This window comes from Thermosynechococcus sp. QS41, assembly GCF_031583515.1.
In the GTDB taxonomy this organism is placed as follows: Bacteria; Cyanobacteriota; Cyanobacteriia; order Thermosynechococcales; family Thermosynechococcaceae; genus Thermosynechococcus.
This window is the reverse complement of the sequence record NZ_CP134181.1, coordinates 1,861,486-1,875,715: the sequence shown is the minus strand read 5'-3', so window position 1 is coordinate 1,875,715 and position 14,230 is coordinate 1,861,486. Positions and strand designations below refer to the sequence as shown.

General features: G+C 53.7%; 14 protein-coding genes. 3 read left to right on the top strand and 11 right to left on the bottom strand.

Features of this window, described 5'->3' with window-relative positions:
• Nucleotides 1–12 precede the first annotated feature (12 nt).
• The 3 genes from RHJ80_RS09260 to RHJ80_RS09250 all read right to left on the bottom strand — a co-directional run bounded on the left by RHJ80_RS09260 (nucleotide 13) and on the right by RHJ80_RS09250 (nucleotide 2,441).
• Entirely contained in the window at nucleotides 13–336 is a 324-nt protein-coding gene (locus tag RHJ80_RS09260) for a DUF1825 family protein (RefSeq protein WP_206199926.1), read from the bottom strand.
• 85 nt (nucleotides 337–421) lie between these two features.
• On the bottom strand, nucleotides 422–1,447 hold the full coding sequence (gene pdxA / locus RHJ80_RS09255) for a 4-hydroxythreonine-4-phosphate dehydrogenase PdxA (protein ID WP_310800847.1): 1,026 nt from the start codon (nucleotides 1,445–1,447) through the stop codon (nucleotides 422–424).
• A 1-nt stretch (nucleotide 1,448) separates the two neighbouring features.
• Nucleotides 1,449–2,441: a 30S ribosomal protein S1 gene (locus RHJ80_RS09250; RefSeq protein ID WP_149818829.1), complete on the bottom strand. Its 993-nt coding sequence runs from the start codon at nucleotides 2,439–2,441 to the stop codon at nucleotides 1,449–1,451.
• A 223-nt stretch (nucleotides 2,442–2,664) separates the two neighbouring features.
• On the opposite strand from RHJ80_RS09250, the gene mscL reads away from it, so the two are divergent.
• Together mscL and RHJ80_RS09240 are read left to right on the top strand one after the other, a co-directional pair.
• Complete coding sequence (gene mscL / locus RHJ80_RS09245) at nucleotides 2,665–3,081, top strand: large conductance mechanosensitive channel protein MscL (RefSeq protein ID WP_255521450.1); 417 nt, start codon at nucleotides 2,665–2,667, stop codon at nucleotides 3,079–3,081.
• 12 nt (nucleotides 3,082–3,093) lie between these two features.
• Nucleotides 3,094–4,365: a sugar ABC transporter substrate-binding protein gene (locus tag RHJ80_RS09240; RefSeq protein WP_310800846.1), complete on the top strand. Its 1,272-nt coding sequence runs from the start codon at nucleotides 3,094–3,096 to the stop codon at nucleotides 4,363–4,365.
• Between the two features lie 13 nt (nucleotides 4,366–4,378).
• On the opposite strand, the gene RHJ80_RS09235 is transcribed toward RHJ80_RS09240, so the two are convergent.
• The 6 genes from RHJ80_RS09235 to RHJ80_RS09210 form a co-directional block, all read right to left on the bottom strand.
• Entirely contained in the window at nucleotides 4,379–6,253 is a 1,875-nt protein-coding gene (locus RHJ80_RS09235; protein ID WP_310800845.1) for a KUP/HAK/KT family potassium transporter, read from the bottom strand.
• A 16-nt stretch (nucleotides 6,254–6,269) separates the two neighbouring features.
• Nucleotides 6,270–7,466: an aspartate aminotransferase gene (locus RHJ80_RS09230; protein ID WP_302678136.1), complete on the bottom strand. Its 1,197-nt coding sequence runs from the start codon at nucleotides 7,464–7,466 to the stop codon at nucleotides 6,270–6,272.
• A complete protein-coding gene (locus RHJ80_RS09225; RefSeq protein ID WP_399384601.1) occupies nucleotides 7,467–8,597 on the bottom strand; it encodes an iron-containing alcohol dehydrogenase family protein in 1,131 nt (376 codons plus the stop codon).
• 69 nt (nucleotides 8,598–8,666) lie between these two features.
• Nucleotides 8,667–8,777: a photosystem II reaction center protein PsbM gene (gene psbM, locus RHJ80_RS09220; protein WP_149818817.1), complete on the bottom strand. Its 111-nt coding sequence runs from the start codon at nucleotides 8,775–8,777 to the stop codon at nucleotides 8,667–8,669.
• Between the two features lie 25 nt (nucleotides 8,778–8,802).
• Entirely contained in the window at nucleotides 8,803–9,900 is a 1,098-nt protein-coding gene (locus tag RHJ80_RS09215) for an FAD-dependent oxidoreductase (RefSeq protein ID WP_310742940.1), read from the bottom strand.
• Between the two features lie 23 nt (nucleotides 9,901–9,923).
• Nucleotides 9,924–10,277 carry a hypothetical protein gene (locus RHJ80_RS09210; RefSeq protein ID WP_149818813.1) on the bottom strand — a complete coding sequence of 118 codons (354 nt, stop codon included), beginning with the start codon at nucleotides 10,275–10,277 and terminating at the stop codon, nucleotides 9,924–9,926.
• 192 nt (nucleotides 10,278–10,469) lie between these two features.
• Between RHJ80_RS09210 and tmk the strand changes: the two genes are divergently transcribed.
• Nucleotides 10,470–11,183 (top strand): dTMP kinase, encoded by a 714-nt coding sequence (tmk, locus tag RHJ80_RS09205; RefSeq protein ID WP_310800843.1) that lies wholly within the window; start codon nucleotides 10,470–10,472, stop codon nucleotides 11,181–11,183.
• Here the strand turns inward: tmk and RHJ80_RS09200 are convergent.
• Both RHJ80_RS09200 and psbQ read right to left on the bottom strand, forming a co-directional pair.
• On the bottom strand, nucleotides 11,109–13,727 hold the full coding sequence (locus RHJ80_RS09200) for a DNA polymerase III subunit alpha (protein WP_310800842.1): 2,619 nt from the start codon (nucleotides 13,725–13,727) through the stop codon (nucleotides 11,109–11,111). The two genes, tmk and RHJ80_RS09200, sit on opposite strands and share 75 nt — an antisense overlap.
• A 36-nt stretch (nucleotides 13,728–13,763) precedes the next feature.
• Nucleotides 13,764–14,222 carry a photosystem II protein PsbQ gene (gene psbQ / locus RHJ80_RS09195; RefSeq protein WP_302678133.1) on the bottom strand — a complete coding sequence of 153 codons (459 nt, stop codon included), beginning with the start codon at nucleotides 14,220–14,222 and terminating at the stop codon, nucleotides 13,764–13,766.
• Nucleotides 14,223–14,230 lie beyond the last annotated feature (8 nt).

The window sequence follows — 14,230 nt, the reverse complement described above, 5'->3', positions numbered from 1 at the left end:
TCGCCCTCTCCCCTAGGGTTGGCGTTCCACTTCGGCTTTCATGCGCTCAAGGGTTTGATGCATTTGATCAAACATGGTTTGGGCAGACATACCAAACTGGCTGAGTTGGGTCTCCAATTGTTTGATGGTCATCTGCGCCATGAAGTCATCGGACAACTCAAAGCGCTTCATAAAAATACGGTAGCGCTCCATGAGTTCTTCCATTTTTGCGATATAAATTTTCTTCCCTTCGCGGTCAAACTTGCCGTACTCGGAGCCAAGCTGCATCAACTGCTGGTAGTCCTGAAACAGGCGTTGTGCTTCCTGTTGAACAATTTCTGAATCAAAGAATCCCATATGACTCTGCCCGATACAGCAACAACCCAAATGCCAACGATTGACCGTTTGGTTTGTTATCTAGTTGCATTCTATCAAAGGCACTTTAGGCGGGGGTAAGAGGGAAAACCGATCCTTGACTCAGGGTTTGCGCCCAAGCGATCGCCGCCAGAAAACTCTGGGGGTCTGCTACCCCTTTACCGGCAATATCAAAGGCGGTGCCGTGATCGGGGGAGGTGCGAATAAAGGGCAAGCCAATCGTCGTATTCACCGCTTCCCGAAAAGCGAGCATCTTCACGGGAATCAACCCCTGATCATGGTAAAGCGCGAGGTAGGCATCGTAGGCAGTTGCCGGGGCAGGGCGTCCCCACCACGCATCGGCCGCTCCAATCCAGAGGGTATCGGGGGGCACAGGACCAATCAGTTCAACTTGGGGATACTGCTGCTGGGCTGCTGCGAGCCATGGAATCAGCCAAGTCACTTCCTCTTGGCCTAAGTGTCCCTGCTCACCACTGTGGGGATTCAAGCCAGCAATGGCAATGCGAGGTCGCTCCAGATGCCGCCGCTCCCTCAGAAACTGCACAAGGAGCGCGAGTTTTTCATTGAGGCGCTCGGGGGTCAGTGCTTTGGGCACCTCTTGCAAGGGGATGTGGGTCGTCGCGAGTAAAGTGGTCAGCACCCAGTTGGTTACGGGCGATCGCCCCAAGAACACCATGCCCACGTGGGCGGTTCCAGTAAAGTGAGCCAGCACTTCTGTTTGACCGGGAAAAGTATAGCCTGCCGCCTGCCAACTGGCCTTAGAAATCGGTGCCGTCACAATGCCTGCCACCTCGCCAGCGATCGTCCGCTGAATGGCTGTTTCTAAGTAGGCAAAGCTCGCCGCCCCACTCACCACACTCGGTTGCCCCGGCACAATCACCGCATCGAGGGGATGCTCCCAAATCCGAAGCTGGGCAGGATCAATGGCCACCTGTCCCTGCTGGCAGAGGCGAGCGTACGTTTCCTCTAATACTTGGCCTGTACCAGCAATAAAAAACTGCCCTAACATTTCTGAGGGCAGGTGAGCTAGGGCTTTCAGGAGAATTTCTGGGCCAATGCCCGCTGGATCCCCAAGGGTGAGGGCAAGGGACATCCTAGGCTTCCTGAAGAATCGGCTCAGCCGTATCGTCTTCAGTGGCTTCGGGAATGTCTTCAATGACTTCCTCAGTGGTCTCTGCGGTGGCCTGCTGCTGTTGTTGCAGGAGTTGCTGACGATAGCGCTCTGCCATCTCTTCAGCCTTTTCATAGACCAACTGCGGATTTTTCACCATGTCACCGGGTTCTGGCTCCAGTTGCTTGGTGGACAGGGAAATCCGACCCCGCTCAGCATCAAGGTCAATAATCATCACCTTGACTTGGTCATTGACATTGAAAACACTGTGGGGCGTATCAATGTGATCGTGGGAAATCTCGGAAATGTGCAGCAGACCGCTAACCCCACCAATGTCAATGAAGGCACCGTAGGGCTTAATCCCACGCACGGTTCCAACCACCACTTCGCCCACTTCCAGTTTGTTCATCTTGCGTTCGACAAGGGCACGGCGGTGGCTGAGGACGAGGCGGTTGCGCTCTTCATCCACTTCTAAAAACTTCAGGGGTAGCTCTTCACCCACCAATTCTTCTTTGTTGACACGGGTGCTGATGTGGGAACCGGGGATAAAGCCGCGCAGCCCTTCAATGCGCACAAGGGCACCCCCACGGTTGGTGGCAAAGACCTGAGAACGAACGGTGGCATCTTCCGCTTGCAGTTGGCGAACGCGCTCCCAAGCCCGCATGTACTCAATACGACGAATCGAGAGGGTAAGCTGCCCTTCCTCATTTTCATCCGCCAAGATAAAGAACTCACGGGTTTCGTTCGGTTGCAGGACTTCTTCCGGACTGTCAATCCGGTTGATAGACATTTCTTGGATAGGGATGTAGGCAGCGGTTTTCGCACCGATGTCAATCAGGGCACCCTTCGGTTCGATGCTAAAGACGGTGCCAGCAACAATGTCGCCGGGGTTGAAATGGTAATCGTACCGGTCCAGTAAGGCTGCAAAATCAGCATGCGTAAAGCCCACGTCTAACGTTTTTTCCTGATTGACCATGCGAGTGTTTTCCTAGCTCCTTTAACGAAAATGGGGGTGTATAGTGAGTTATCAAGCGGGCAGAAGTGGGTGCCATACGCAATCATACCAGCGATCGCTCGAACACTTTCTGACTGGATCTACAATGTTAGCCTAGAGTTTGCCCGTTGGCTAGCAGCATCGATAAAATTTTGGTCATTGATGAAGATAAATGTTAATTTTTGTGTACTACTGAGGAATGGGCATGGGGCGATTGAACCGCCGACAGGTCAAGCAATTTTGGCAGGAGTTCCGCGAATTTGCCTTAAAGGGGAATGTGATTGATCTAGCGATCGCTGTCGTGGTGGGGGGTGCCTTTGGCCGCATTGTTACTTCCGTTGTTGAAGACCTCATCATGCCCTTGGTCAATCCTCTGATTCCCGGGGGCGACTGGCGCGAACTGACCGTCGGCTCAGGCATTCGAATTGGCAAATTTTTGGGCAGTTTACTCGACTTTGGGGTGATTGCCCTCAGCCTATTTATTCTCCTGAAACTGATTTTGCCCTTGCTGCCCAAGAAACCGCCTGCCCCCGAACAACGGGAGTGCCCCTACTGCTTGGAGTCTGTGCCCCTCAAGGCAAGTCGCTGCCGTGCCTGTACCTCTGAACTCCCCCCCCTGTAGGAGTCCTCAGCAATGCGATCGTGGCAACGCTGGATCTCTGGGCTGTTGGTGGGGCTATGGCTGGCCATCCTCACCAGTTGTGGAACAACGCCGCCTACCCAAGGCACCCAGATTGAATTCTGGACCATGCAACTGCAACCGAAATTTACTGACTACTTCCATCGCCTGATTGCGGCATTTGAAGCCCAACATCCCGATGTCCATGTGCGCTGGGTGGATATTCCTTGGACGGCAATGCAGACCAAAATTCTCATGGCGGTGTTAGCGGGCACTGCGCCTGATGTGGTGAACCTGAACCCCGACTTTGCGGCGTTGTTGGCAGGACGCAATGCGTGGCTCAATCTCAATGACTATGTGCCGCCAGCCGTGCGCGAGCGTTATTTACCGAATATCTGGCAGGCAACGACGTTAGAGGGCAAGAGTTTTGCCGTGCCTTGGTACCTCACCTCGCGGGTAACGATTTATAACAAGGCGATTCTTGCCGCCGCTGGGGTCGATCGCCCCCCGCAAACCTTTGCCGAGCTAGCCAGTGTAGCCAAGGCAGTGAAAGAGAAAACCGGTAAATACGCCTTCTTTATCACGATGGTGCCCGAGGACTCTGCCGAACTGATGCAGGCCATGGTGCAAATGGGCGTCCAACTGGTGGATGATCAAGGCCGTGCTGCCTTTAATTCCCCTGTGGGTAAAGCCGTTTTCCAGTATTGGCTGGATCTCTATCGTCAGGGACTCTTGCCGCCACAGGTGCTGACTGAAGGCCACCGCCAAGGTATCGAACTCTATCAAGCGGGACAAACGGCGCTAGTGATGACCAGTCCGGAATTTTTGAACGCGATCGCCACCAATGCCCCCACTATTGCAGCCGTTTCAGCCCCTGCCCCCCAGTTGACCGGAGACACTGGCAAGAAAAATGTTGCTGTGATGAATTTACTGGTGCCCCGCCAGAGCCGCCATCCCGAACTTGCCGTAGAATTTGCCCTCTTTGTCACCAATGATGAAAATCAACTGACCTTTGCCAAGGAAGCCAATGTTCTGCCTTCTACACAAGCGGCCTTAGCGGATTCCTACTTCCGCACCATTGGTGAAAATGCCACCCCTGTGGACATTGCCCGATCCGTCAGCGCTGCTCAAATGAGCCAAGCAGAGGTTCTCATTCCCCCCCTGCGGGATATTAAGGAGCTACAACGACTCCTCTACGAGAATTTACAGGCAGTTCTCTTGGGACAAAAGACAATTGATCAGGCACTCAAGGATGCAGAAACCGCATGGAATAGCCGTTTGGGATAAATGCTCCCACGTATCAAATCTCTACCTGTATGCCAAGCTCCACCACTTGTTCAGGGGGCAGATGAAAGTAGGTCATGGCATCCTCAGCATTGCGATATAGCCAAGCAAAGACAACCTTTTGCCAGTAGGTCATGCCGGGGGCGTGGGTGGGGATGATTGTGCGACGGCCTAGGAAGAAACTCATGGGTTCGTTGAGGGGGAGATTGAGGACACGTTGGCAGGTTTCAAGGGCGAGTAGGACATCAGGGCGATCGCGAAACCCCGAGGTAAGGATGATTTCATTAATACCGACATCCGTGACTGTATAGGCCAATTGTTCTGACAAGGGCACATGGGGTAAATTCGCAGTTGCTAAATGGATAAAGATCATCTGCTCATGCAACACATGATTGTGCTGAAGGTTTTGAATAAAGGTCGGTGGAATGGTGTGGGGAAGTGGTGAGAAGAAAACAGCAATCCCCGGCACACGCGCAACCCCTTGACTGAGCAGTTCCTTGAGGGAGAAGTGAGTATTTGCTTGCAGCAGTTGCTGACGCAGCAGAACCTGACCTTGTCGCCACGTCACTAAGAGCATATAAATAATCCCGCCGAAAACGAGGGGATACCAACCACCGTGGGGAATCTTGAGGGCATTTCCTATCAGGAAAGCAATTTCAATTACTAAAATACTGACCCAAACAAGGCTAATTTGCAGAATAGACCACCGCCACAAGTACCGCGCCACCAAAATCAGGCAGAGAGTCGTAACTACCATGGTTAAGTTAACTGCCAAACCATAGGCACCCGCGAGTTCTGATGAGCTTCTAAAGGTGATGACCAAGAGCAGAACCGTAACCAATAGCAACCAGTTGATTACAGGAATATAAATCTGGCCACGGTGATGATCATCCGTGACATCAATGCGCAGCCGGGGCAGATAGCCCAACTTAATAGCCGCAGCAGTCATTGAAAAAGCCCCCGAAATTACCGCTTGAGATGCAATGACGGTGGCCAATGTACTGAGAATGACTAAGGGCAAAACGCTCCACGCAGGTACAAGTTGGAAAAAGAGATTATGGGTAGCCGTTGGATGCTTGAGAATGAAAGCACCCTGCCCCAGATAATTCAAGGCAAGGGCAGGAAAGACTAGACGATACCACGCCAAGCGAATCGGCTGGACGCCAAAGTGTCCCATATCGGCATACATCGCCTCGGCACCCGTCAGTGCCAGAATAACCACTCCCAATAGGACAAGAACTTGGCTAGGATGGGTGCGAAAGAGTTCTACTCCCCACCAAGGATTGAGGGCGTTCAGAATTGTGGGGTGCTCGAAGATGTGAATTGCGCCAAGAATGCCCAAGGTCATAAACCAGAGGAACATGATCGGGCCAAAGACCTGCCCCACTTGGGTGGTACCGCGATGTTGAAACCAAAACAATGCCACCAGAATGACCACTGTCAGGGGCACTGTCCAATCCGCAAACTGGGGACTGAGCACCTCTAGCCCCTCAACGGCAGAGAGAACACTAATCGCAGGGGTAATGGTGCTATCGCCATAGAACAGGGCCGCCCCCACCAGACCGAAAATGATCACCCAGCGCCGCCAGTGAGGATTGAGGCGAATTCGGGAGAGAACAAGTGCCATCAGGGGAAAGATGCCGCCTTCACCGCCATTGTCAGCACGCAGGGCAAAGGTTGCATACTTGAATGTTGGAATGAGGACAAGCGACCAGAGGATCAAAGAGAGAATGCCGTAGATATTGTCCGGAGTAACCGTTAGGAGATGAAGGGGATTGAAGGTTTCTTCAAAGGCATAGAGGGGACTGGTCCCTAGGTCACCATAGACGACACCGAGGGCACCCAGAATAAGGAGCCTTGAGGGCTGGTGGGCGGCATTCGTTTTTGTCATGGCCGGATGGAGTATGTTACTGACTTAAGCTATCGAAGCGAATATTGGCTTGAGCCATGCGTTTAAGAGCTTCACCCAAGCGATCGCGATCGGCAATGAGGCTAATGCGCACGTATCCTTCACCCCCTTCGCCAAAAGCATTGCCGGGGGTCACAACAACGCCTGTCTCCTGAAGCAGTTTGAGGGCAAAATCTGTCGAACTCATGCCCAGCGGTACGGGCACCCACAGGTACATGGTTGCTTGGGTTGGGGTGAGTTGCCAGCCCAGTTCATTCAAGCCTTGAATCAGAAAATCCCGCCGTTGGCGATAGCGATCGCACACAGAGGCAATGTAGCTATCGGGCAGGCTCAAGGCCACCTCTGCCGCTTTCTGTAAGACGGAAAAAACCCCATAATCTAAGTTCGTTTTCAGCGTACGCAAGCCCTGAATAATGTGGCGGTTGCCCACCACAAACCCCACCCGCCAACCGGCCATATTGTAGGTTTTTGAGAGGGTATGGAACTCAACGCCGATTTCCTTGGCACCGGGAATTTCCAGTAAGCTGGTGGGTTGATAGCCATCAAAGGCCAGTTCAGCGTAGCAAAGGTCATGCACTAGAAGGATTTGATATTCGCGGGCAAAGGCAACGATTTCTTCAAAGAAAGAGCGGGGGGCGATCGCCGCCGTAGGGTTGCTGGGATAGTTGAAGTACAAAACCTTGGCTTGGCGGGCAATGTCACTGGGAATCTCACTGAGATCAATGAGCCAGCCCTTTTCCCGTTTGAGAATGAGGGGATAGATGTTGGCACCGGCGATCGCAGGTCCACGAAAATGGGCAGGATAGGCCGGGCTGGGCACGAGGACGACATCTCCCGGATTGACATAGGCAAGGGCAAGGTGCGTCAGTCCCTCTTTTGATCCCAACAGGGGGAGGGCTTCACCATCGGGATCAAGGGAGACATTGTAGCGGCGCTGATACCAACGGGTAATGGCTTGACGGAAAACCGCTGTGCCTTCAAAGGGGGGATAACCGTGGTAGCTGGGTTCCTCAAAGGCGGCAATGGCCGCTTCAATCACTGGACGCGGGGCGGAGCCATCGGGATTGCCCATCCCCAAGTCAATTAAGTCCAGTCCCTGCTGGCGGGCTTTCAGCTTCAGTTCATCGAGACGCGCAAAGACGTAGGGCGGCAATGCCCCCAAGCGATCGGCCGGCTGAATCCACTCTAACCCCATCTAACGGGCACTCCCATCCAAGACTGTGGCACTGTAGCCGACCACGGTGGACACCATTGCTTCTAGCACCAGATCAGGCGTCACCGGAAACGGCAAATGGTGAATATCGGAGTGGGGGGCACAAGCAACCGTAGCAGCATGCTGGAGCTGGGCTAAGCTGGCCTCTTGGAAACCCAAGTCCTCTAAACTCAGGGGCAAACCCACCTGTTCATAGAACTGGCACAGCTGATGGCGAGCGCTAGCAGCTAGTTGACTGCCTTGAACTAGCTCTTCCAAGCGTAGTTGCACCAGAATACCGTAGGCCACTTTTTCTCCATGGAGGGTGCCCCTACTTTGGGGCAGTTGGGTCAGACCGTTGTGCACCGCATGGGCTGCCACCGTGCGGCATTGGGCACCCCCCAAGCCCCCAATCATCCCTGCCATGAGGACACTGGCATCGACGACATTTTCCCAAGCGGTACTGCCCACATTGGCCAGGGCCTCAGCGGATTGCTGCAAGAGAATATCGCGCAATACTCGGGCTTGCTGTACCGCCGCCACAATCAGGGTTTCTTGGCGGTGACCACTACTCACCGAGGCCTCATACCACTTGGCAAGGGCATCGCCAATGCCGGCAAGCAGGGTTCGCTTCGGCGCCGTTTGAATCAGGGCATAGTCCAAGAGCAGCAGATCCGGGCAACGGTGGAGTGCCACATCATAGGCAAAGGCACCGGCCTCCGTATAGATGTTGGAGAGGGCTGTCCAAGCGGCACAGGTGGCTGCGGACGTGGGGATCGTCACTACGGGCAAGTGTAATTGATGCCCCAAAAGTTTAGCGGTATCTAGGGCTTTGCCACCGCCAATGCCAATGATGAGATCGCTGCCTTGCGCCTCTTGGCGGAGCTGGGCAAGGGTGGATTCACTGCACTCACCATGGAATGTCCCTACGCTGAAGGTGAGATCATGGGAGCGGGCGATCGCCTGCCACTCCTGCTCAAGCTGCTGATACCGCTGCGGTGAAACCACTAAAAGGGGATGATGCCCCAATTGAGCAATGGCTTCCCCCGCTTGGGAGAGAATTGACCAACCGCGATAGACGTGGGTAGGTGCAATACAAAGGGGTGAAAACGAAGCAGCAGTCACAGGCCGTATAAATAAGGACTATTTAGAACATCTGCGGCAAAAATAGAGTCGTTTTCGCTCTAGCCGTAGAGATCTATCTTAGCTGCTCTTCTTCTGACTTTCCGTTTGCACGTACAAAATAATCAAGAACACTGTTGGCACCAAGACAAACATGGCTGTTGCCACCAAGCCAAAAGGATTCACTTCCATGGTATGTACCCCACAACGCTGGCTTTTATTTTATCAATGCTGTGTCCCCCTTGGGGCGATCGCCCTTGGCCAAGGTCAGCCTCAGGGATTGGGCAATTTTTTGGGCGGTGATGGGAGCCAGCAAAATACCGTTGCGGTAATGGCCAGTGGTCAGCCAAGTGTGGTCGTCTATTTTTTCGATGATGGGTGCCGGACGATCGCTCGGGCGGGGTCGCAGTCCCTGCCACTGTTGGGTCACAGGAGCCGTTTTCAGAACTGGCCAAAGTTCGATCGCCCGTCCATGCAGTTGATCAAGGGTTTGCGGATTCGCGGTGAGGGTGTTGAACTCCACGGTGGCGCCCACCCACACCCGCCCCCAAGGCAAGGGGACAAAATGAATGCCTTCAGCCGTCATCACTGGTGTATTTGCATCAATATGACAGGCAAACTCTAGGGCTTGTCCCAAAACCGGTTCCACAGTGACAGAGCGATCGAGGGCTTGCGTAAGGGGCGTTGTCCCTAGACCTGCCGCTAAGATCAGGTATTCGGTCTCGATGGCTGCTTGATTGAGCTGTAAAATCCATCCCCCTTGGGGCGATCGCTGGAGCTGCCGGACAGGGCTTTGATACAAGAACTTGACGCCCCGTTGATGAGCCGCTTGGCGCAGGGCTTGAGTCAAGGGTTTAGGGGTGACTTGGCGATCGCCCGTTGCCCAAAGTGCACCGTGAATGTGGTGGATATCCACAAGGGGACATTGATCTTGGACTTCTTTTGGCGAGAGCCACTGCACGCCTTGGGGAGCCTGTTCCTGCAACCATGCTTGGGTGGCGATCGCCTCGTCCTTAGTGGTACAGATTTCGATAATGCCTCGGCGCTGGTAGGGAATCTGAACCCCCGTTTCTGCCGCCAACTCCGGAATGAGGGTTTCATAACGTGCCAAACTGGCCTGCCGTAGTTGAAAGTTGCGTCCACGTCGCCGCCGACTGAGGTGGACAATGAGAACACCAAGAGCCGCACCGGTCGCTTGCCAATCTTCCTCCCGTTGTGCTTCAAGGACAAGAATCGGCGTTTCCGCTGGATCAAGCACACGACTCAGTTCGTAGGCGATCGCCGAGCCAACCACCCCAGCGCCCACAATGGTCACTGTTGCATTTGCTGGCAGCACCGTCACAGTGTGGCAACTGTATTAACTAATTCCCAATTTTCATTTTCGGCAATGGCGCGACTCACACGGTCAAACCATTCAAAGCAGTGATTATTTTTCTTGAGGGTCAGTTCCTTATTCTTGAGCACCAGATCAAACTTGGTGACATCCTTTTGGGGCGTGGTTTTATCAATCAGGACTTCAACCGTGACCAGTTGGGACATTGAAATGGCATCGAGCGCGCTCTCCCGTGCCACGACGTAATCATCCCCCACATGGGTTACCGTCAAATCGCAGGCTTCTAGGGTTTGCACCAGCTCTTCCTTTAGCCGTGCCCGAGGGAGTGCAATAGTAACAACACGAGCATATCGAGCCATAACCGCCAAGTGGTAAACTAATAATTCGCGAACAATGGTTCTAGTGTAATCACGGAACAGACGGGGCGCTGTCACTGCGGGTGTTCCTAGGAAATCACAGGGAATTGAGCATTACCCCCATTGTAAGGTGACCTGCATTGTATGGCAGGATGCCGCGATTATATCAAACCTTTCTTCAAAATCGCTGAATTCATGCATCCCTACACTGGTTTGTTTATTGTCCTAGAGGGGGGAGAGGGTGCCGGCAAAACGACCCAAATGGGGGCGATCGCCACATGGCTAGAGGAAAGTGGCTGGCTGGCAAAATTACGATCCGCTGACATTGATCCGCCCCTGCTGCTGACCCGTGAACCGGGGGGAACGCCCCTTGGCCAAGGCCTGCGGCAACTGCTGCTCCATAGTGATTTAGAGATTGATCCCATGGCAGAACTCCTTCTCTATGCCGCCGATCGCGCCCAGCACGTGGCGACGAGTATCCGCCCCCAACTGCAACGGGGGGGCATTGTCCTGTGCGATCGCTACACGGCTTCCACCATTGCCTACCAAGGCTATGGGCGGGGACTGGACTTGAGCCTCATCGAGCACATCAACCAGATTGCCACCGCTGGACTGATGCCGGATTTAGTTCTCTGGCTGGATCTGCCGGTTCAGGTTGGCCTTGCCCGCACCCAACGGCGGGGCATAGCGGATCGCCTAGAGCAGCATGCGGTGGCCTTTCATGAGCGAGTTCGTCAAGGATTTATGGCCTTGGCTGAGGCAGGGGGCGATCGCTGGCAGCGAATTGCGGCGGATCAACCCACTGATCAGGTGAGTGAAGCTATTCAAGATTGTCTAGCGGCTCATCTGCGCCGCTGGTTTGAGACCTTGAGCCAGCGCCGTACTGGGGGCGATCGCGAATTGGAATAGCTCTCGTCCTTCCTGAAAAATTTGCTCAATGGGCAGCATCTGGCCACGGGTGGTCATAAAGCGGTGATCAGGTGTCGCACAAATCGTTGAGCCATCCTCAAGTTCATACTCATACACGGGACGGAAGCCCTGAAAGTGCCATTGGGCAATGGGCTGGGTATAAAGATGCCCTTGGGAATCAAGGCTGTACACCTGACAGGCCAATTTTTCCTGCACCAAGCGGCGAATCGGGACAGCCCCATATTCCACCGTCATCACCGCCGTCTCGCCACTCAGACAGTATTCAGCAAAATCCAGCATCTGCTTAAAGAGTTCTTGGGCGACTGCGCTGGGCACCCCATTTTTCGCCGCTCCCTCAATAAAGAGGGCTTCATGTTTTTCCATTTCCTCTTTTTTCTTCTTGCCCATCGCGCGGCGGAGCAGATCCGCTTGACCCAGAGAATAGCCTGCCAAGTCCTGCGCCATCCGCATGATTTGCTCCTGATAACAAAGAACGCCGTAGGTTTCCTGCAAAATGGGTTTCAAAAGCTCATGTTGATATTGAATGGGTTCCCGACCATGCTTGCGGTTAATGAATTTGGGAATCAGGCCTGCATCCAACGGTCCCGGTCGATAGAGCGCCAGCACCGAGGAAATGTCTTCCAGATTTGAGGGCTTGAGATCTCGGACAATTTGGCGCATCCCCGAAGATTCTAGTTGGAAGATCCCCTCCAGTTTACCTTCCGCCAGAATTTGGTACGTCTTGGCATCATCTAGGGGCAATGCATCCAAATCAAGGGTTTGACCGTGGTTTTTCTGGATCAGCTCCCGCGTCTTTTGGATCATTGTCAGGTTCTTGAGACCCAAAAAGTCCATCTTCAAAAGGCCAAGGGATTCCAGATCCTCCATGAAATACTGGGTAATCACCGCCCCATCGTTATTGCGTTGCAGCGGCACCAGTTGATCCAAGGGTTCTGAGGCAATGACAACGCCGGCTGCATGGACGCCATAGGTTTTGTTGGTGCCCTCAATGCGCATCGCCATATCAATCCAGCGGCGCACCAGCGGATCACTGTCGTACTTTTCCTTGAATTCTGGCGAGGGGGTGTCATCGGAGATCATCACCGCCAATTTAACTGGTTTGCCCCGCACCACCGGAATCAGCTTTGCCATTTGATCCGCTTGGCTATAGGGAATATCCAGCACCCGTGCCACATCCTTGAGCACCGCCTTTGAGGTCATGCGGTTGAAGGTGATGATCTGGGCGACGCGATCGCTGCCGTATTTTTCGGTGACGTACTGGATCACCTCCTCGCGGCGGTCAATGCAGAAGTCCGTATCAATATCGGGCATGGACTTGCGCTCAGGGTTCAAAAACCGCTCAAAGAGCAAGCCGTGGTGTACGGGATCAATGTTGGTAATGCGCAGGGCATAGGCTACAAGGGAACCCGCTGCCGATCCCCGCCCTGGCCCGACGGGAATGTTGTGGTCGCGGGCATATTTGATGTAGTCCCAAACCACAAGGAAATAGTTCGAAAACCCCATCTGCTGGAGTATTTTGAGTTCGTATTCCAAGCGCTGCCGGTAGGTGGGATCCAACTGCTGGCGATCGCTGAGGTGAAATCGCTCCAACAGTCCTTGCCACGCCACTTGCTCTAGGTAGGTATCGGCTGTATGGCCAGCAGGCACTGGAAACTCTGGACTTTGGGGTTCACGAAAGATGTCATAGGGTTCAATCTTTTCGGCCACTTCAAGGGTATTCGCCAAAGCCTCTTCAATGACCTCAGCGGGCAAGTGATCCCGAAACAGCCGAGCCATTTCAGCAGCGGATTTCAGGTACTCCGTGCCGCTATAGCGCATCCGCTTGTCATCGGTGAGCAGCTTGTTGGTCTGGATACAAAGCAGGGCGTCGTGGGCTTCAACGTCATTGCAGGAGATAAAGTGGGAGTCATTGGTGGCAATAATTTTGATCCCCAACTCGCGGCCAATGCGCACCAGTTCAACGTTGACTACCCGATCCTCTTGACTGCCGTGGTCTTGGATCTCAAGGTAAAAATCCTCACCAAAGGTCTCTTGATACCAGGCAGCAACACTGCGTGCCAAATCCGGCTTGCCCTGCAAAATGGCTTGGGGAATCTCACCACCGAGGCAAGCACTGGTGACAATGAGTCCGTCGCGGTATTGCGCCAACAGTTCTTTATTGATGCAGGGGCGAGCAAAAATGCCCTTGCCTTGGAAGCCCTGCAGGTGGGAGATGGTGGTGAGTTTGCAGAGGTTGTGGTAGCCCTGTTTATTTTTGGCCAGCACCACTTGGTGAAAGCGGGGTTTGCGCTCCTGTTTGGTGATGTCGCCATTGATGACGTACATCTCATTGCCAATGATTGGCTTCAGGGGTTTGCCGCGACACAACTTTAACAGTTCAACGGCGCCATACATCACCCCGTGATCCGTGAGGGCGATCGCGGGCATCCCCAATTCCATTGCCCGTGCCACTAGGTCGGGAAGCTGGCTAGCTCCATCGAGGAGACTGTAATCACTGTGAATATGCAGACCGACGAAGGACATGGGCAACGGCTATCAACCTAGGAGAAACGCAGGGGACTAGGACAACTCAGGCAAGCTATTGAGATAGGCCTTGAAGTCCGCTTCAGCATCACGGAAGCCCTCTTGAGCCACGGTGACACTATTCAGATCCGCCCCCTGATCAATTTTCAGGAAGTCATCCGTCAGGGCACGGGTCAAAGCTGTGGGGGTGGGTTGATCCTTGGCCAAGAGATTGCGGTTGAGGGCACGCATATCCATCAGCATTTCACCGAGAGGGCCGCGCATAATGTTGCGGGCTTCCTGCCAATCCCCTTTGGCCACACTGACCTCTAGGTCGGCAAAGCGTTCAGCATTTTTCTCAATGTCACTCAGGTAGTCTTGAATGCGAGTAATTTGCAACTCACTATAGGTGGGCGGAGGGGTGGTCGTGGCACTGGGGCTGCCACAGCCGACTAAAATAATGGCAACAACGCTTAATAGGATTGAAATTAGGGATTTTCGATTTAGGCGCAGCATAGAACCTC